The organism is Salinimicrobium sp. TIG7-5_MAKvit, from assembly GCF_049569215.1.
Classification (GTDB): Bacteria; Bacteroidota; Bacteroidia; order Flavobacteriales; family Flavobacteriaceae; genus Salinimicrobium; species Salinimicrobium profundisediminis.
This window is the reverse complement of record NZ_CP145903.1, coordinates 1656757-1678553: the sequence shown is the minus strand read 5'-3', so window position 1 is coordinate 1678553 and position 21797 is coordinate 1656757. Positions and strand designations below refer to the sequence as shown.

Genomic DNA, 21797 nt, shown 5'->3' with positions numbered 1-21797 from the left:
AATGTACAGACTATTGCCTTTAATCCTGGTTTTTCTTTCTCTGAATTCATTTGCTCAGGAGAAGAGGTTGGTAGATCATGTGAACCCTTTTATAGGTACCGATGGCCCGGGGAATACATACCCCGGGGCAACTGTCCCCTTCGGAATGGTTCAGTTAAGTCCGGATATCGGGATTCCGGGATGGGATCGAATCGCAGGATATTTTTATCAGGATTCCATTATAAGTGGATTTTCTCACATGCACCTTTCAGGAACTGGAGCGGGAGATCTTTATGATATTCTTGTAATGCCGGTTAACAGCAGGTTTAATAAAAGGATCAAAGAGAATAATTTTAAACCTTTTTCAAAATTTGATCATCAACAGGAAGAAGCATCTCCTGGATATTATAGCGTGGAGCTTCTGGATTATGGAATTACTGCCGAGCTTACCGCTACAAGAAGAACGGGGATTCACCGTTACACATTTCCAGAAGATAAGAATACCACCATACATGTAGATTTAGGGTATTCCTTAAACTGGGACAGGCCTACAGAGACATATTTTAACGTTGTTAATGATTCGGTTATTGAAGGTTACAGGAAGTCAACCGGTTGGGCGAAAGATCAACGGGTTTATTTTGTAATGAATTTTTCCAAGCCCTTTAAAGCCTTTGATCTTTTTCAGAATGAGCAAAGAACAGGTAATCCTGTTGAAGGAGCAAATACCCGTGTAGAAGTTCATTACAGTACCCAGAGCAATGAACAGATTGTTATTAAAACAGGATTTTCTACGGCCGGTATAGAAGGGGCATACGAATCTTTAGAAGTGGAAGCACCTCACTTCAATTTTAATTCTTACCAAAAAGCGGCTGCAGAAATTTGGGAGTCAGAACTTCAAAAAATAAAAATTGAAACTCCTGATGAGAATCAGAAGGCGGTGTTCTACACCATGATGTATCACTCTATGCTTGCACCAACATTGCTAAGTGATCCTTCAGGTAATTACAAAGCCCCTAATCATCAAATAGAAAATTCAGAAGGATTTGACAGGTACGATACTTTTTCTCTGTGGGATACTTTTAGGGCTGCCCATCCTTTATATACCATAATTCAGCAGGAAAAGGTGCCTCATTTTATCAATTCTTTGCTTGCCCATTACAAAGAGACGGGGTTATTACCTGTCTGGTCTATGCAGGGAAATGAAACTAATATGATGCTGGGTTATCATGCAGTTCCGGTAGTTGTAGATGCCTATTTTAAGGGTTTTAATTTTGATGCAGATTTGGCTTATGAAGCTTGTAAGACAAGTGCTATGGCCAATGACCGGAGCATAGATGTGTATCGTGACTATGGTTATGTGCCAGCAGGAGATGAGAACGAAGATTGGTCGGTCTCAAAAACCCTTGAATATGCTTATGATGATTGGTGCATCGCCATGTTTGCAAAAGACCTCGGCAAAACAGAGGATTATAATTATTTTTTAGAGCGCTCCAAAAGTTGGAAAAATCTATACGATCAGGAAACCAGTTTTTTTAGACCAAAAGACAGAGAAGGAAAATTTATAACTCCATTTCTTCCGAAGGAATACACCAGGTTCTTTAGTGAAAGTAATGCCTGGCAGTATTTCTGGTTTGTACCCCAGGACATTAAAGGTTTAAATAAGGCAACAGGTGGCAGGGAATATTTCACTCAAAAATTAGATTCCATGTTTAGTCTGCACCCTACAGCAGATGATGAATTGCCAATTTTTAGTACTGGAATGATTGGCCAGTACGCACATGGCAATGAACCTAGTCACCATGTTGCATATTTATATAATTATACAGACAAACCCTCTGAAGGACAAAAATTAATTAGGCAAATCCTCAATACTCAATACCGTAACGAGCCGAACGGGCATTGTGGGAATGAAGATTGTGGCCAAATGTCGTCGTGGTTTATTTTTAGTTCCATGGGCTTCTACCCCGTGAATCCTGCACAGGGAATTTACGAACTGGGAAGTCCACTTTTTGAAGAGGCTGTTATTAAACTTCCCCACGGAAAAGAATTCACCATTAGAGCAAAAGATTTTGATAAAGATAAAGTGTTTGTAAAAGCGGTTAAACTAAACGGAAAGAAACTGAACAGAACCTATATTACCCATTCAGAAATAACTACGGGAGGTCTTCTGGAGTTTTTTATGAGTGCAAAACCTGAAGATAAAGATTTCAAAGTATCACAAGTGCCAAAGACCAACAAAATATATCGTTAAATCCAGTGATGCTAAAAACAATAAAATAAATCCCCAAAACCCTTCAAAAATGCCATTTTCAAGACCCCATATTTTGACGTTTATTTTGATTGGTTGCTTCCTCTTTTTTAATGCCCAGGGCTGGACGCAGAATTCTAAAGAGAATTACGAAAACGAATTCGTCAATGAAGTCAATAGAGCACCCATGCGAAGTTCGTATCATATCTTCGAAAACGAGCAACTGGCAAAAACAAATAATTGGAAAAGTTCTGAAAACTATCAGAATTTAAACGGTGACTGGAAATTTAAATGGGTTGAAAATCCCTCTAAACTTCCCGAAAATTTTTTCGCACAAGGAATAAACACTTCAAATTGGGATACTTTTCAAATTCCGGCAAACTGGGAAGTGCATGAGTATGGCTATCCTATTTATACCAATGAGCTGTATGAGTTTCACAACCTCATTGATATTAATCCTCCTATAGTTCCCAAAGAATATAATCCCACAGGTGTTTATCGTCGCACTATTAGCATTAATGATGCATGGCGAGATAAAGAGATTTATTTGCACATTGGTGCTGCAAAATCAAATCTGGAAGTGTGGGTGAATGGTAAGCATGTGGGTTACGGTGAAGATTCTAAATTACCACAGGAATTCAACATTTCAGAATATGTAAACCCTGGAGATAATCTTATTGTATTAAAAGTGATGAGATGGAGTGATGGTTCATATTTAGAGGATCAGGATTACTGGAGAATGAGTGGTATTACAAGAGACAGTTACCTGTATGCCCGAAATCCTGTACACCTAAGAGATTTTACTGTACGTACAGAATTAGATGAAGATTACCATGATGCCAAACTGAAAGTGAATATCCAGCTTTCTGATGTTCCGAAGAAAAACAAAGACTATCTGGAGGTGGAGCTAAGAGAAGGATCAAAAATCATAGCTTCTGAAAAACGCAGCGTGCGGGAATGGAAAACTCAAGATAACCTCGAGTTTTTCCTCCAAAATCCTAAAAAATGGACTGCAGAAACACCCAATCTTTATCAGTTATATTTTCTTTTAAAAGACAGGAAAGACAATATAGTTGAAGTCATTAAGCAAGACGTGGGTTTTAGAGAAGTAGAGATAAAAGTTGGTCACTTATTGGTCAACGGAAAGAAAATTCTTTTAAAAGGGGTAAACCGTCATGATACCGATCCTGTTCATGGTCAAACTATGTCCAGGGAACGTATGGAGCAGGATATAAGAATTCTTAAGGAGTTTAATTTTAATGCTGTACGTACTGCTCATTATCCAAATGATGAGTATATCTACGAACTTTGTAACAAGTATGGTTTGTATGTAGTGGATGAGGCCAACATTGAATCTCATGGAATGGGATATGATCTTACCAGGACATTGGCAAACGCCCCAAGTTGGGGAGAAGCACATCTTCAGCGGTTGCAAAGAATGGTTGAGCGGGACAAGAACCAGCCTTCAGTTATTATATGGAGTATGGGAAATGAAGCAGGAAACGGAGTTAATTTCTACAACGGCTATAACTGGATAAAAATGCGGGACAATTCGCGCCCTATTCAGCACGAAAGGGCAATTTTACCTTATATGGACAAAGGGCAGATGCGCGCTGAGTGGAATACAGATATTATTGCTCCTATGTACCCTTCTGTAGAAGAAATGAGGGCTTATGATTCAAAAAATCCTAATCCCGAAAGGCCGTATATTATGTGTGAGTATGCTCACGCCATGGGTAACTCTATTGGAGGCTTAAAAGATTACTGGGATTTTATTCGTACTCACGATCATTTTCAGGGAGGCTTCATTTGGGATATGGTAGACCAGTCAATCTATAAGACTCTTGAAGATGGTTCGAAGATCCTGGCTTATGGAGGTGATTTTGGTCCCGAAGATGTTCCCAGTGCAAATAATTTTTTGAATAACGGGGTATTTTCACCAGAAAGAGATCCTAACCCTCACGCTTATGAGGTAAAAAAGATCTATCAGGATATACATACCAGTCTTTTAGACCCTCAGCAAGGACAAATTTCTATTTATAATGAAAGGTTCTTTAAAAAGCTTGATGATGTGAAGTTGAGTTGGGAAGTGCTGGCAAATGGGAAAGTTATTTCAAAAGGCGAGGTACTTGAACTAAATGTTCAGCCTCAGGAAAAAAACAGCTTTAGCCTTGATCTTGAGATATCAGATAAAGAAACAGGAGAGCTGTTTTTAAACATCGACTACGTACTACTTCATGATTCCGGTCTTCTTGAAAAAGGTCATGTGATTGCGCAGGAGCAACTTTATCTTGGAGGTGAATATAAACAGGAAGTGAAAATTGCCGGTACCGAAGCATTAAAAACAGAAAAGAACAAGGAGCAGGTTAATTTTATATCACCTGACGCTAAGTATATGTTTGACAGATCTACAGGATTTTTGACCGGTTATGAGTATAAAGGGAATAAGATTTTAAAAGAAGGTTTTGAATTGAGACCCAACTTCTGGAGGGCACCAACAGATAATGATATGGGTGCCGGGCTTCAGCAAAAATTAAGACCTTGGAAAGAAGGAATGGAAAATCCGGAACTTATAAACTGGACATACAAACCTTCGGGTAAAAATATTATAGTTACTGCCAAGTACAATTTAAAGGAAGTTTTGTCAGAAATGACTATAAATTATGAGATCAACGGCGAAGGAGAAATCCTGGTTGATTATCATCTCAAAAAAGGAGATTCTGAAGAAATTCCAATGCTGTTCAAAGTAGGAATGAAGATGGTGCTGCCCGGAAATTTTGAGTCGGTAAGCTATTATGGGTTGGGACCGATAGAAAATTACCAGGACCGCCAAAACTCTGCGCGTTTGGGTGTTTATGAGCAAAAGGTAAGTGAACAATATTATCCTTACATACGCCCCCAGGAAACAGGGAATAAGTCTGAAGTGCGATGGCTGGAAATGTCTGGTGAAAATGTCATTTTAAGATTGGAAGGAAAAGAGAACTTCAATTTTACTGCGTTACATTTTCTTACCGAAGATCTTGATGACGGTTTGCAAAAAGATCAACGCCATGCCGAAGAGATTCAACCCAGAGATTTAACCTTTCTCACAATAGATACTGCCCACATGGGATTGGGGAGTATTAATAGCTGGGGGAGGCTGCCAATGGATCAATACCTTTTAACCGGAAAGGAATATTCGGGTACATTTAAAATTACACCATCACAAAAAAACATTAAGTAGTATCATGAACTCGACAAGACCCCTCATCTTTTTAGTCTTTTTATTAATCTTGTTTGCATGTAATACATCCAATCAGGAAAGATTATTTACTGAAAAAGAAATTAAAATAGTTCCAACTCCGGCTCAAATGAAGTTAGGAGAGGGATTTTTCAGTTTTAACAAGAACACCACTTTGGTAGTGACCAGCGAGGAGGAGGAGAATTACATAAGTCCGCTCAGGAATAAACTTGCACAAGCGGCAGGGCTTGACTTAAAAGTGGAAAAAGTGGCACCTTCAAAAAACTTTGTGCAATTTATTCTTGATGAAAATTTTAAAGGAGAAGCTTACCAACTTGAAGTACTCGAAGATAAAATCTCTATCAAAGCCAGCACTAAAGCTGGATTTACATATGCAGTTGCCAGTTTGCAGCAATTGCTTCCTGTTGAACTTGAAAGTAGTAAGTTATTAGAAAGTGTAGCTTGGCAGGTTCCCGTAATCACAATTAATGATGAGCCGCGATTTGTATGGCGGGGTTTAATGCTGGATGTATCCAGACACTTTTTTGAGAAGGAATATATTTTTGATGTCATTGATAGGATGGCATACCTTAAGCTTAATACATTTCATTTCCATCTGGTAGATGACCAGGGCTGGAGAATTGAAATTAAAGAATATCCAAAACTTACTGAAGTTGGTGCCTGGAGGGTTGATCATGAGGACAAGCACTGGGATGCTAGGCCTACGCCCCAGTTAGGGGAAGAAGCTACTTTGGGTGGTTTCTACACCCAGGAGGAGATCAAAGAAATAGTTGCTTATGCAGGGACTAAGGGAATTAATGTGGTTCCCGAAATTGAAATGCCCGCCCATGTTATGAGTGCTATTGCTGCATACCCCGAACTTTCTTGTCATGGCAACGAGATTATGGTACCTCCGGGAGGAGTATGGCCAATTACCGACATCTATTGCCCCGGTAAAGAATCTACTTTTGAATTTCTTGAAAATGTTCTTTTAGAAGTGATGGAATTGTTCCCTTCAAAATATATACATGTAGGTGGTGATGAAGCAACCAAAACCAACTGGAAAACCTGTAAAAATTGTCAGCGAAGAATGGCAGAAGAAGGTCTTAAGGATGAAAAGGAGTTACAGAGTTACTTTATCAAAAGAATGGAGCGTTTTATAAGCTCACACGACCGAATTCTAATAGGTTGGGACGAAATTCTTGAAGGAGGGTTGGCTCCTGGCGCTACTGTCATGAGCTGGCGTGGAACACAGGGAGGTTGGGAAGCTTCAGAACAGGGCCATGATGTGGTAATGACGCCGGGAAGCCATGTTTATTTTAACTTCTACCAGGGAGTTCCTGATACTGAACCTGTAGCTTTTAGCGGTTACACGCCCTTAAGCAAGGTATATAGTTTTGACCCGGTTGTAGATTCTATGTCTGTTGCTCAAAAAGAGCACGTGTTGGGAGGACAGGCCAATTTGTGGGCAGAATTTATTACGACAAATGAGCAATCGGAATACATGATCTTTCCAAGGTTAGTCGCTTTATCTGAAGTGCTTTGGAGCCCAAAAGAAAAACTTGATTGGGCCGGTTTTTCAGATCGTTTGAAAGAAAACATCCTTCCCCGTTACGATTATCAGGGAATAAACTATGCCAGAAGTTCTTTTTCTGTCACGGCAGATACTGAAGTTGACCTGACCAGCAATGTGGTAAAAGTCAAACTTCAGAATGAATTTCCAGATTCAGAAATAAGATATACCCTAAATGGAGATGATCCCGGAGCAGACTCAAAAATATATCAGGAACCTTTTGAACTTTCTAAGACAACAACAATAAAGGCGGGGGTTTTTGAGAATGGAAAGCAAAAAGGTCAAACATTCGAGAAAACTTTTCATTTCCATAAAGCAGTTGGGAAGGATGTAAGTTATAACCCGGTTTATCACGATAGTTACCAGGGTGCAAAAGAAGTAGGTATGGTAAACGTAATTCGTGGCAGTTTAAACTTTCATGATAAACAGTGGCAGGCGTGGCTGGTAGAAGATATGGAGGTGGTGATTGATATGCAGAGAGAAGTACCGGTGAACAAGATTACTGTAGGTTCTATGGAGAACCAGGGATCTGGAATTTATTTTCCTGTAAAGGTGGAAGCGCTAACTTCAAAAAATGGTAAAGATTATACCAGCGTAGGTAAAATAGAAAGAGAATTTAGTCATAGTGGCATACCTCAATTGAAAGATTTTGTATTGGAATTTAATGAACAGGAGACAAGGTACATTAAAGTTAAGGCTGCAAACCTTGGCCAGACTCCGCGGGGAGGAAACGCATGGCTGTTTGTTGATGAAATTATAGTTGAATAAGATATAGGCATCAATAAAAGTTTTTTATCAACCAGTTTTAGAAATAGAAAAATATCGAAATGAAAAACATAAAAAGTCTTATTCGGGTTGGGATAATTCTTCTAAGCTTCTCTTTATATGGACAGAAGACTAAAATAGTAGAAGTCTTTAAAAACCAGCCTGTAAATTTCACAGGTATTGCCGGAGATACAGTTAATAATATCCGCTTACAGAATGGCCGAATAATTTATAAAAAAATCAAAGCGCCTGACTTTGAAAAAGGAACTGATGTTTTTGTTCATATGACCCTGCGTTCTGCCGGAGATACCTGGGATAAGTCGGGTTCACTTTTTGTCATTACAGATCCTGAGAAGATCGATATTATCGATATTGCTGAAGGTAAAGCGAATTTCCCGGAGGCTGCGGGAATACCAGGTTATCAGGGGATCAAAAAAGGAGGAGAATATAATCCAGCCCTTGAGATACTTAGGTTTATGACTCCTTTTGGAGTAGGTCATTACAGTGATGAACAAAAAAATCCCAGGATTAAATACAATAGGCCGGTTTATGTGCCCAAATGGGAAGAGGAAGTGAAATGGATAGAAGATATTTCCCACCTATCTACTGCGGTAATCGGTGAGTTTATTGTTGGAGTGTGGATAGATACCTGGACTTCAGAAGGATATCTCGTTGATGTTGAACTGGAGTATTCAGGAAGGACCGCAAAGAAGAAAAAAATACTGCCCTTGGTAAATACTGTTTATTACGCTTCACAAACCCATCCAGACCTCTTTTCCGAAGAAGATCTTACAGTAGATTTTAAACTGCCCAAAAATGTCAAAAATGCAAAGCTTCATTATATCACCACAGGCCATGGTGGCCATAGTGGAGGGGATGAGTTTATAAAGCTGAATAATACCGTGAAGATAAATAACGAAATTTTAATTGATACCATTCCCTGGAGGGACGATTGTGCTTCTTTCAGGCGCTTTAATCCAACATCGGGGGTTTGGGTAAGAAAAGACACAGCTTTTGCTTACAATGAAAATAGAGAGAAAGAGTACATAGAAATAAAAGAACGATTGGCATCTTCAGATCTCTCCAGGTCTAACTGGTGCCCCGGGTCAAAGGTGTCTCCTATGGTAAAAAATATAGGAAACCTTCAAAAAGGGCAAAATCAACTAACAATTTCTATTGATGGTACTCCAATTGACGGGGATAAATTGAATCACTGGCTGGTTTCGGCCTATATCACTTACGAAGAAAATTAAATTTATTTTCTAACCTGAAAAATTGAAATAATGAAAAAACTGGGATTATTACTTGCTCTTTTTTCTTTCAACCTTTGCCAGGGGCAGGAGCCTGTGCAGTATGTAAATACACTTATGGGAACAGATTCAGCCTTTGAACTTTCCAATGGCAATACATATCCTGCAATTGCTCTTCCGTGGGGAATGAATTTCTGGACGCCCCAAACAGCTAAAATGGGAGATGGATGGACCTATAATTATGATGATTATAAGATTCGGGGCATAAAGCAAACACATCAACCCAGCCCTTGGCTTAATGATTATGCAGCCTTTTCTCTTATGGCAGTGACAGGTGACCTTCAATATAAGGAAGATGAAAGAGCTTCATGGTTTTCCCATAAAGCCGAAATTGCCAAACCTCATTACTACAGTGTTTATTTAGCTGATTATGATGTTACGGTTGAAGTTGCACCTACAGTTAGAGGAGCACATTTTCAATTCACTTTTCCCAAGGCCGATAGTTCTTACATACTGCTTGATGCTTTTTTAAAAGGATCAATGGTGAAAATTATTCCTGAAGAACGAAAAATAATTGGATATGCCAGGAACAATCACGGTGGCGTACCTGATAATTTTCATAACTATTTTGTGGCAGAATTTGATAAGGATTTTCAAATCACCCACACATGGGGAGATGAATGGACGCTTGATTTAGGTGCTACAGAAAAAGAGGGGCAGCATGTGGGGGCAATTGTTGGGTTTAAAACTGAGAAGGGAGAAAAAGTTAATGTTAAAGTAGCTTCCTCTTTTATAAGTTTCGAGCAGGCCCAACGTAACCTTGATAATGAATTAGCAGGGAAAAGTTTTAAAGATATTAAAGAAGAAGCCGAAGCTATATGGAATAAAGAATTGGGCCGAATAGAGATTGAGGATGATAATATTGATCATAAAAGAACATTTTATTCAAGTTTATATCGGGTTCTTCTATTTCCGAGAAAATTCTATGAAATAGACGGAAATAACGAGGTGGTTCATTACAGCCCGTATAATGGGGAAATTTTGCCAGGTTACATGTTTACAGATAATGGATTCTGGGATACTTTTAGAGCGGTATTCCCCTTCTTCAACTTGATGTACCCCGAGATGAATAAGCAGTTTATGTCAGGGTTGGCTAATACTTATAAAGAATCGGGATGGTTACCGGAATGGGCGAGCCCTGGCCACCGGGATGTAATGATAGGCTCTAATTCAGCTCCTATTATAGCCGATGCTTTTCTCAAGGGAAATGTTTATGATGAAGATGTAGATGTACTGTATGAAGCCATTCTTAAAAATGCAAATATTGAAGAAGGACGCCCTGAGTCTTCTGTGGGAAGAGAGGGACTGAATTTTTATAATAAACTGGGTTATGTCCCTTATGATGTGGGAATTAATGAGAATGCCGCAAGAACTTTAGAATACGCCTATGCCGATTGGACTATTGCAAAATTTGCAGAAAAACGAGGAGATAAAAAAACCTCCCGTAGATTTTATGAGCAGGCAAAAAATTATAAAAACCTGTTTGATCCTGAAACTAACCTAATGCGAGGCAAAAACAAGGACGGTAAATTTCAGAAGCCATTCAATCCGTTAAAATGGGGAGATGCCTTTACAGAAGGTAATAGTCTTCATTATACATGGTCTGTTTTTCATGATGTCCAGGGGCTCGTTAATTTGATGGGTGGAGAAAAAGAATTTACCACAATGCTAGATACGGTATTTAGTATGCCTCCAGATTTTGACGATTCCTATTATGGATTTACAATTCATGAAATAAGAGAGATGCAAATCGTGAATATGGGGAATTATGCTCATGGGAATCAACCTATTCAGCATATGATATACCTGTATAATTATGCTGGGGAATCCTGGAAAGCTCAGGAAAAGATAAGGGAAGTCCTTACAAGGTTATATTCTCCAACTCCCGATGGATATAGTGGCGATGAGGATAATGGGCAAACCTCGGCTTGGTATGTTTTCAGCTCTCTTGGATTTTATCCTGTTACCCCCGGAACAGACCAATATGTTTTTGGTAGCCCGTTATTCCAAAAGGCAAAGCTTCACCTGGAGAACGGGAATGTATTTACAATTTCTGCAGAAGATAATTCAGGTTCTAATTTTTACATCAACTCTTTAAAGCTTAATGGGAAAGAATACCACAAGACTTATCTAAGTTTAAAAGATATCCTCCCAGGTGGAGAAATTAAATTTAAAATGAGTGATTCACCAAACAAAAGTTTTGGGCAGCATGATAATGCTTTACCTTATTCCATGAGTCCGAAAAAATAACCCTACTATGAAAATCCGATTTTTTTTTGTTCTTAGTTTATTTTCATTACAAATTCTCCTTTCTCAGGAGCCGGTGGAATTTGTTAACCCTTTTATAGGAACTTCCAATTATGGAGCTACCAATCCTGGAGCCATTGCGCCACGGGGAATGGCAAGTGTTTCCCCATTTAATGTTGCTGGCGGCACAAACAAACTCGAGAAGGATAGCCAGTGGTTATCGAACCCTTATGTTCATGAAAATGTTTTTTTGACCGGTTTTAGTCATGTGAATCTTAGTGGGGTTGGTTGTCCCGATCTTGGGGTTATACTGGCTATGCCTACCACAGGTGATGTTGAGACAAACCATGAAACCTATGGTACAACTTATAAGAACGAAACCGCTAAAGCGGGATATTATGCTGTAGAACTGGATAAATATCAAATAAAAGCAGAAGTAACAGCATCTACAAGGGTAGGGGTAAGCAGATACACATTTCCAAAAGGGAAAGCTAATATTCTTATTAATCTTGGATTAGGGCTGACAAATGAACAGGGGGGGATGCTAAAAATAAACTCCCCAAGTGAGGTAGAAGGGATGAGAACAGTAGGTTCTTTTTGTTATAACAATCCTGAAGCCTCTTATCCGGTATATTTTGTCGCACAACTATCTAAACCTTCAAAGGAATTCGGTGCATGGAAGAACCCTTATAACTATGAGGGGGTGGAAGCACAATGGATGACTTATAATGATAAGGTAAGAATTAAAAAAGGTTTTACACGCGAAGTCGTAGGGGACAGTATTGGAGCATATTTTTCATATGATTTCCAGCAGCCAACAGAAGTTGAATTAAAAGTGGCGGTATCATATGTAAGTATTGAAAATGCCAGGGAGAACCTTCAGAAGGAAGTTGGGAATCGAAGCTTTAATGAAATATATGAAGAAACAAGAGATGCGTGGAATGAAAAACTTTCGGTTGCTGAGGTGGAAGGGGGGAGTGCTGAAGACAAAACGGTATTCTATACAGCTTTATATCACACCCAAATTCATCCAAATATTTTCAGTGATGTCAATGGAGAGTATCCTGAAATAGCCACCGGCAAAATAGGAAAAACAGAAGGTAGTCGATATACCGTTTTTTCATTATGGGATACTTACAGGAATTACCATCAATTAATGACCCTGCTTTATCCCGGGGAACAGACGGAAATGATCAATAGCATGTTGGCTATGTATGATGAGAATGGATGGCTGCCAAAATGGGAATTAAATTCCACAGAGACCTTTACAATGGTTGGAGATCCTGCTTCTGTAGTTATTGCTGATTCTTACCTGCGCGGTCTTAGAAATTTTGATGTAGAAAAGGCTTACCAAGCTATGCTCAAAGGGGCTACAGTTACAGAAAACAATCCTCTTCGTCCTGGAAATGCTGAGTATGTAGAAAAAGGTTACTTAAGTGTTGAGAGTGGAATAGCAGGACCTGTTTCAACGACCCAGGAGTATAATATATCAGATTTTGCTATTGCACAACTAGCCAAAGCCCTTGGAAAAAAAGAGGACTATAAAAAATTTTATAAACGCTCACTGTCTTACAGAAAATTGTATGACAGTAAAACCGGACTCTTAAGACCAAAAAAGGCTAATGGAGATTGGTATGAACCTTTTGACCCCAATGCCGGTGCAAATTTCACTAAAAATGTAGGATATATTGAAGGGAATGCCTGGCAATATGTTTATATGGTGCCGCATGATATCCGTGGAATAATCAAGCTAAAAGGAGGGGGAGAAAATTTCATTCAACAGCTGGATTATATATTTGATGCAGGTCATTACGATATGGCCAACGAACCCGATTTTGGATATCCTTTTCTTTACAACTTTGTAACGGGAGAAAATGATAAAGCTCAGAAAAAGATTAATGATTTACTTGATCGGTACTATTCTAATGCACCTACCGGATTACCTGGAAACGATGATACAGGTACCATGAGTGCCTGGGTAATTTATGCCATGATGGGCTTTTATCCTGTAACGCCGGCCGAACCATCTTACACTCTTTTTTCGCCAAAATTTAAAAAAATAACACTTCATCTGGAAGATAACCATGAGGTTATAATAAAGTCTTTTATTAAGGCTGGGGAACCTCTAAAATATATATTAATAGATGGGAAAAAACATGAAAATCTTTTCATTTCTCACTCCAAATTGATAGGTACATCATCAATTGAAATGCATTAAAAAGTCCTTTAAAATGTGCAAATCTATATCGTTTTCGAACCCATGAAGTTGTTGAGCTATCCACCGCTGCTATTCGTCGAAATTCAATTTTTCCCTTAACACTCCTGTAACATTTTCAGTATATTTACTTCATCTTGTAGACATTATTTAACCAAATTACAACAAACCATGAAAATCAAATTATTTATCTTGTTTGGTTTTGCGCTCGGGCTTTTTAGTCAGAATATGGTAGCGCAGGATCAGGCAATATCTGGAACTATTACAGACGCTCAGAATGGAATGCCACTTCCGGGTGTAACAGTTGTGGAAAAAGGTACCATGAATGGTGCAGTAACAGATATGGATGGGAATTACATGATTGACGTTCCTTCTGATGCTGTTCTTGTTTTCTCTATGGTAGGATTTACCACTAGAGAAATTACCGTTGGAGACCAAAGTACTATAGATGTTCAATTAACAGCAGATGTTCAGGCCCTGGATGAGGTAGTGGTAACCGCTCTGGGAATCAAGAGAGAGAAAAAATCTCTTGGTTATGCTTTGCAGGAAATTGGAGGTGAAGAACTGGCAGAAAGCCGGGAAACGAATTTAGCCAATGCATTTACCGGAAAAGTAGCGGGATTGAATGTTGTTAGAGGTGGGGGCGGCCCGGCCAGTTCTTCAAAAATCATTCTTCGCGGGAATAATTCTTTAACAGGAGATAATCAACCCTTGATCATTGTTGATGGAGTGCCAATGGACAATTTTACGGGCGCATCAAATAATGATTTTTGGAATCCTTCCGTAGATATGGGGAATGGTTTAGGAGACCTGGATCCCGAAAATATTGCTAGCATGTCTGTGCTTAAAGGAGCTTCAGCTGCGGCATTATACGGGGCAAGAGCCGGAAATGGAGTTATCTTAATTACTACAAAATCTGGGAAAGATAATCCAGGTCTTGGTATTACTTATAACGCTACTTTGGGTTTTGAAGAAATATTTACAGGGCCCGAGTTTCAGAATAGTTTTGGACAAGGAAGTGACATGGTCTACAATAGGGAATCAGGTTCTAGTTGGGGACCAAAAATTGAAGGTCAAACAGTTGAAAACTGGAAGGGAGAGCAAACACAACTTCGTGCCTACCATAACGTAGATAATTATTTTGACACGGGAATTAGCTTAAATCAAAGTTTATCTTTCTCCCAAAAATTTGAAAATACCTCAGTATATTCTTCTGTCGGGTTTTTAAATGACGATAGTATGATTCCTGAGTCCACTCTTGAAAGATTGAACCTCCTTACTCGTGCGGTAAGTAATTTTGGTCCTAATAAAAGATGGACAACAGATGTAAAGGTGCAGTATATTAATTCTAAAGCTGAAAACAGACCTTTTAGTGGGGTGAATTCTTCAAATGCTTTTTATACTACATACTTATTCCCACGTTCAGTAAATATTGCTGATTTTGAAGCAGCAGTAGATGAATTTGGTAATCAAATATGGTATAAACCTGGATCTAACGAAGTAAACCCATATTGGGGAGCAAGGTTTAACAATAACTTTGATAGCAGAGACCGCTTTTTAATGAACGGATCTTTAAAATATGATTTTACTGACTGGTTGAGTGGAGAGATTAGGGCAGGTAGTGACCGGTATACAACTGAAAATGAGACCAGGTTATATGGTGGAAGTCCTTTAACTCCAACCGGACGCTACAGTAAGGGAATAAATACCTTTAATGAAGATAACTTTAGTATTCTTTTTAGTGCTGCTCAGGATAATGTATTCGGTAATTTCGGTTTCGCGGGTACATTGGGAGGAAATTTAATGCAGCAGGAGTTTAATGACATCAATTCAAACGCAGGAGAATTAGAGGTTCCTAATTTGTTTTCATTAAATAATGGTGTAGACAGAGCAACAGTAAGTGAGAATTATTATGAGCGTAAAATGAACTCCGTTTATGGAACTTTTCAAATAAACTACGGAGGCTATCTTTTCTTAGACTTTACAGGTAGGAATGATTGGTCTTCAACTTTAAGTGAAGAAAATAGATCTTTCTTCTATCCTTCTGTGAGTACATCCATATTAGTAAATGATGTTATTAAGAATGCTGGAGGTAGTATGCCTAAATGGATTACTTACACCAAATTGAGAGCATCTTATGCTCAGGTTGGAAATGATATGGCTCAATATCAGCTTTATAATTTTTATAATATCAACAAAGATCCTAATGGGAATACCATTGCCGGTAGAAATGGCGAATTGTATAATCCTGACGTAAAGAGCGAGTTAATCAAATCTATCGAAACAGGATTTGACGCTCGATTATTTGACAATAAGTTGGGAATTGATTTCTCATGGTATAAATCAAATGCTACCAACCAATTAATTTCGATTGGTCTTAACCCTTTAAGTGGATATTCTTCTATGAGAGTAAATGCAGGTGATATCCAGAACAAAGGATTTGAATTAATGTTGACTGGGCGAATTTTGGAAAATCCTGATGGCTTAAGCTGGACTACTAATATCAATTACTCCAAGAATGAGAATACCCTTGAAGAATTGGTTGATGGTGTAGACACCTACCCCCTAGGAGGATTTGATAATGTGAGTATCGTGGCCGAAGTAGGTGGTATGTACGGTAACATATATGGAACCAAGTTTAGAAGGGTAGAGGATAAGAACAGTGAATTCTACGGAGATTTAATTTTAAATGACGCAGGTTTACCCCTGCCAACCAATGAAAGTTACCTGTTAGGAAACCAACAGCCTGATGCCTTATTGGGATGGACAAATAGCTTTTCCTATAAAGCATTTGAATTAAGTTTTATGATAGATGGTCGTTTTGGCGGGGAAATTTTCTCTGGCACCAATAATGCCATGCAGCTTGCCGGTACTTCTAATGTTACTGTAGTAAATGGAAAACGAGAGGAATTTGTTGTAGATGGAGTAATTGATGTAACACCCGAAGGTGCTACAAGTCCTGTATATACAAATAATGATAATGCAGTATCTCATCAGGACTACTGGACAGCAGTGGCTGGGGTAGGAAATTTGGGAATTACAGAAGCAAATGTTTATGATGCAACAAATTTCCGTTTAAGAAATGTGCAACTGAACTATAATTTACCAAAATCCTGGATTCAGGATGCAGGTTTACAACGTGCAAAAGTGGGTATTTCAGGAAATAACCTGTGGATGATTGACAGTAACATGAACGGAATTGATCCTGAATCAGTTTTTGCTACGGGAACTAATGCCGTTGGATTTGAAAATGGTTCTTCGCCTACCTCCCGAAGCTACTTCTTCAATCTTACCTTGCAGTTTTAATTTAAAATATTTTGAAAATGAAAAGAATATATAAACTTACAGGATTAATGGTGGCATTAGCTGCTGTGATGACTTCCTGTTCCGATTATGAGGAGATAAACACCAACCCTTTCGCAGCAAATGATGATCAGGTGCAGGTGGAATATTTTATAAATAATTCAATTATTGGAGCACAACAAAATCCTCACGTGGCTGAAAGAGCTTTTGTACTTTATTGGAAAGCTGCAGCACGTTTTGATAGAACCAATTCCTTGCCAGTTGGATCGTATAGTGACGGGTGGACAGTGGATTACTTTAACTCCCTTTCCTCCTGGTTAAACCATATTAATACGGCTATCCAGGTGGCTGACCAAAAAATGGCCACAGGAAACGTAAAGGAGTACAGCCATAATTTAGTGCAGGTAGCACGTATTTGGAGGGTATACCTTATGAGTGAGATGACAGATAATTTTGGGCCAATTCCCATTAATGCTTTTCAGGGTGAAAATCCAGAATTTAACAGTACACAGGAGGTTTACTACTATATGCTCGAAGAACTTAAAGATGCTCAAAGCCAGTTAGAGTTAGAGGTGACAACTCCAGGTACTTTAGCAAATTTAGACCCTGCTTATAAGTACAACTGGGAAAAATGGAAGAAATATGCTAATTCCATGAGAATGCGGTTAGCAATGAGAATGTCTGAAGTTGATCCCGAAAAAGCTCAACTCGAGTTTGAAGACGCTGTAGCCGGAAGCGAGATTATAATGAATTTAGATGAGACCTTTAAGGTTCAGGAAAAAGGGGGATGGGATGATTTAACAGCTGTAATGTCAAGAGAGTGGAACTCTCAAATGATCACTCCTACTCTTAACAATATCTTTATTGGGTTAGGAGGACTTGAAACTACCGATATCTTAGGGGAATCCTATGAAGAGCATGTTAAACCTGAAGATTGGTTAGGCTTAAAATTTGAAAACCATTTTACCACTAAAACCAATGATCCTTCTGCCGGTTACTGGTTTGATGGATTGCATAAAGAAATTGATCCCCGTGCTTATCAGGATTTTGCTATTCCGGGAGACTTTAATGATTCCGATTTCAGTTTTTATCCATCATGGACCAATGATGCGAGAACAACTCAGAGAAATTTAGTGGATGCTAATGGTGATATCGTTAAAGAATTGGATGCAGCTTTTACCTGGAATGCTTCTGCTTTAGGAAGCTGGGGCGAAAAAGGATCTAAGAATCAACTCTATTCTTACTCAGGTACAATTCCACGGATGGCACAAAAATTTCGTTCTGGTGGCGACAACAGCTATAGAATATTTTTCGCACCCTGGGAATCTTATTTTTTAATTGCCGAAGCAGCTACCCGAGGCTGGTCAACACCTGTTGATGCAATGACCGCTTATGAAGCTGGTATTCGTTCTAATTTTGATTACTTCGGAATTGGCGGAATGGTTGATCAGTACTTAGCGTCAGAAGAATATAACCGCAATGGAACTTCAGTGAATTGGAACCACACCTCCGAACCTGGAGAAACACATTTGATGGTGTACGAGAATGGATATACAGGAACAGAAGGAACCGTAGAGGTAGTATATCCCGATAATGACTTATATATGAATGGCAATGTGAAAAATGATCATCTTACTAAGATACTCACCCAAAAATATATTGCCTTTTATCCATATTTACCTCTTGAAGCCTGGAATGATCATAGAAGATTAGGACTACCTTTCTTTGAAAATCCTGCTGTCGAAAATTCCCTACCAGATCTTCCGGCATTAACAAGCAGTAACTTTATGGAAGTTAAAAGAGAATTCTTTCCACAGAGGTTGAAATATCCTTCTTCTTTGAGAAATAATGATCCTGAAGGATACGAACAGGCTGTGCAACTATTGGATGGAGAAGATGCAGTTTTCACTCCTCTATGGTGGGCTCAAAAATAGTAAGGTAATATTAATCTTATCATAGACAAAGGCCATTTATTTAATGGCCTTTGTCTATGATAGACATACTAAGTTTATTCAATAAGCAGTTTTTGAACCGTGAAAATTTCCTTTTAAAACAAGGTTTGTAGACACGAGCTTCCGTTCAGCTTCTGTGAATTTTTTACCTTCTGGTACCAAAAAAGCATAATTCTGTACAGAGAAACCAGATTATCATTAAAAGGAAATTTCTATTTAGAGGTTCTCTTTTTTTAATTCAAAAATGTAAGAAATGAAAATAACCAGATTAATATTAATATTCAGCTTTCTTCTTTCAGTCAATTGTTTATCTGCTCAAAAAAGAGAGGGTAATATTGTAGAATATTTTGGAAAGGAAAAAGTTGAAGATATCAATGAAGGAGAGGTAATCCATTTGTTTGAGGAAGGTTTAATCCTTTCAGGGAAGAGACTTCCTGCGGAAGCAAAATCAGTTCTAAGTGATCCACTTTTTGCAAATTTACTTCAGGATAAAACCCTGGTTATCTCTGAAGGAGAAGAAGCTTTTGCTGATGTTGACACTAAGGTGGCTAAATGGGAAAGAATTGAGATAAGTGAAAACAGTGAATTCAATGATGATGGCTTTAGAAATGGCTATCTCTACCTGGAGTATGATTCAGGTTCAGAGAAGACAGTGATCTTTGAAGCTTCTGGGCATACAGCAGCCTTAATTAATGGCCTGCCTCACGAAGGAGATCATTATGATTTCGGCTGGAGTCTTATTCCCGTAAAACTTAATAAAGGGAAAAATGAATTTATTTTAACCGGGGGAAGATTTTCCCATATGCGTGCCAGATTACTTGAACCCAACCAACCGGTACAGTTTACCACAAGAGACTTGACTCTGCCAGATGTGCAGAGAGAGGACAAAGAAGATTTAATAGGCGGAATCAGGATTATGAACAGCAATGATTCCTGGCTCAAAGGTGCTAGTATAGTAACAATTGTAGGGTCTTATCAAAATGAAACCAATGTACCCTCTGTTTCTCCCTTAAATGTGAGAAAAGTTCCTTTTAGCATTCCTGTTCCCGAAATTCTTCCTGTAGGTGATGCGCTTAACCTACTTGTCCAGTTAAAAGACAGGAGAGGAAAAATAATTGATTCTACTAATATCGAGTTGGCAATAAAATCAAAATATGCCCATCATAAAAAAACCTTTATTAGCGATATAGATGGTAGTGTACAATATTATAGTATTGCACCATCACTTACAAAAGAAAAAGAACAGCAGGCTTTGTTTCTATCTGTTCATGGTGCCTCAGTAGAAGCTGTAAATCAAGCCAACGCCTATAAACAAAAAGACTGGGGCCATTTGGTGGCTCCTACCAATCGTAGGCCCTTTGGTTTCGCATGGGAAGATTGGGGGCGTTTGGATGCACTGGAAGTACTGGAGCATGCCGAGAATTTGTTAAAAACAGATCAACAGCACACTTATCTTACAGGACACTCAATGGGTGGTCACGGCACATGGTATTTAGGGGCTACTTACCCTGATAGATTTGCGGCCATTGCACCTGCTGCAGGATACCCCGATTTACTGGAGTATAGGCATAGCTTTGTAAGAAGGGCTGCAGAAAGACCTGAAGAATACTTTGAAAGGTTCGGTATGAGTAAATCTGAATTCCTTAAAAGTATATCTGCCGGATATGAAAAGGAATCTGACCGGTTAATGGATTCCATGGTTAGAAGAGCCGGAAATCCAAGTAGAACCCTGAAGCTTGAAAACAATTATCTTCACTTCGGAATATATGTGCTTCATGGGGAAGCAGATTCGGTAGTACCTACTTTTATCGCCCGTGAAATGCGTGAACGTTTAGGGAAATTCCACAATGATTTCGCTTACTATGAATATCCGGACGGTACCCACTGGTATGGAGATCATAGTGTAGACTGGCCTCTTATTTTCGATTTCTTTAGGGCGCGAAAAATAAAATCTCCGGAAGAAATAGATGAAATTGAATTTTCTACCGGTTCTCCGGGCGTTTCTGCAACTTCTCATTTTGTCACTATTTATCAACAGGAAAAGCCTTTTGAGATTAGCTCTTTTAAGTTTGATAAAGAAGACGGGAAGGTGTCTTTAGAGACAGAGAACGTAGAAGTTTTAAAACTTAATTTTAAGGAGATAGGTGTCTCTTCACTTGACACAATGAGTATTGACAATGAAATTCTCCCCATTAAAACATCAACAGAAAATGCCTTTTTTAGAAAGAATGGCGGTGTTTGGGAGGTTGCTTCCACACCTTCAGCTGCAGAAAAAGGACCACACCGGTACGGCGGATTCAAGGATGCTTTCAAAAATAACATGGTTTTCGTTTTTGCGACAAGAGGCTCAAAAGAAGAGAATGAATGGTATTACAACAGGGCAAAATTTGATGCAGAAAAGTTCTACTACAGGGCCAACGGGAATGTTGAATTAGTAAGGGATGTAGATTTTAGGGCTGATAAATACAGCGACAGGAACGTAATTCTTTATGGAAATAAAAGCAATAATGCTGCTTGGAACAGGCTTTTAAAAGACTCTCCCATTCAGGTTACAAAAAATAAGCTTCAGGTTGGAGATAAAACCTTTTCTGGGGAACAATGGGGTGCTTATTTCATTTTCCCAAGAAGAGATAGTGATATAGCTAGTGTAGGTGTGATAACTGCAACAGGTGAGAGAGGAATGAAAGGTGCATATGCCAATGACTATCTTGAGAACGGCACTTTTTTCCCCGATGTGATGATCTTTGACGATACAATGATGAAAAATGGCATTTCTGGTCTTAAGTATAGTGGGTTTTTTGATAATTCATGGAATACTCAAGGCGGGGACTTCTATTGGAGAGAATAATTGATCACTTTAAAAGGAATTGTAGAAGAATGCCTTCTGCAATTCCTTTCTTTTAGATAATACTTTGTAACCCACCATCGCCTTTCATTTTTATCAGAAAAAAAACCTTCTTTGAATTTACTATTTTAGAGACCTCA

Annotated in this window: 9 protein-coding genes; all 9 read left to right on the top strand. The window is 38.7% G+C overall.

Annotated elements, in window-relative coordinates; all coding sequences use genetic code 11:
* Position 1 precedes the first annotated feature (1 nt).
* The 9 genes from V5739_RS07485 (at position 2) to V5739_RS07445 (ending at position 21660) form a co-directional block, all read left to right on the top strand.
* Positions 2-2230 carry a GH92 family glycosyl hydrolase gene (locus V5739_RS07485; protein ID WP_423820255.1) on the top strand — a complete coding sequence of 743 codons (2229 nt, stop codon included), beginning with the start codon at positions 2-4 and terminating at the stop codon, positions 2228-2230.
* Positions 2231-2279: 49 nt separating this feature from the next.
* The gene (locus tag V5739_RS07480) at positions 2280-5450 is read left to right on the top strand and encodes a glycoside hydrolase family 2 TIM barrel-domain containing protein (protein WP_423820254.1); all 3171 of its coding nucleotides are present in this window, start codon (positions 2280-2282) and stop codon (positions 5448-5450) included.
* A 4-nt stretch (positions 5451-5454) separates the two neighbouring features.
* Positions 5455-7788, top strand: a complete 2334-nt coding sequence (locus tag V5739_RS07475; RefSeq protein ID WP_423820253.1) for a beta-N-acetylhexosaminidase — start codon at positions 5455-5457, stop codon at positions 7786-7788.
* Positions 7789-7847: 59 nt separating this feature from the next.
* The gene (locus tag V5739_RS07470) at positions 7848-9038 is read left to right on the top strand and encodes a PNGase F N-terminal domain-containing protein (protein WP_423820252.1); all 1191 of its coding nucleotides are present in this window, start codon (positions 7848-7850) and stop codon (positions 9036-9038) included.
* 30 nt (positions 9039-9068) lie between these two features.
* Positions 9069-11345 (top strand): GH92 family glycosyl hydrolase, encoded by a 2277-nt coding sequence (locus V5739_RS07465; protein ID WP_423820251.1) that lies wholly within the window; start codon positions 9069-9071, stop codon positions 11343-11345.
* Positions 11346-11352: 7 nt separating this feature from the next.
* Positions 11353-13560, top strand: a complete 2208-nt coding sequence (locus V5739_RS07460) for a GH92 family glycosyl hydrolase (RefSeq protein WP_423820250.1) — start codon at positions 11353-11355, stop codon at positions 13558-13560.
* A 168-nt stretch (positions 13561-13728) separates the two neighbouring features.
* Positions 13729-16863 (top strand): SusC/RagA family TonB-linked outer membrane protein, encoded by a 3135-nt coding sequence (locus V5739_RS07455; protein ID WP_423820249.1) that lies wholly within the window; start codon positions 13729-13731, stop codon positions 16861-16863.
* A 17-nt stretch (positions 16864-16880) separates the two neighbouring features.
* Positions 16881-18794 (top strand): SusD/RagB family nutrient-binding outer membrane lipoprotein, encoded by a 1914-nt coding sequence (locus tag V5739_RS07450; protein ID WP_423820248.1) that lies wholly within the window; start codon positions 16881-16883, stop codon positions 18792-18794.
* Positions 18795-19065: 271 nt separating this feature from the next.
* A complete protein-coding gene (locus V5739_RS07445; protein WP_423820247.1) occupies positions 19066-21660 on the top strand; it encodes an alpha/beta hydrolase-fold protein in 2595 nt (864 codons plus the stop codon).
* The last annotated feature ends 137 nt before the right edge of the window (positions 21661-21797 follow it).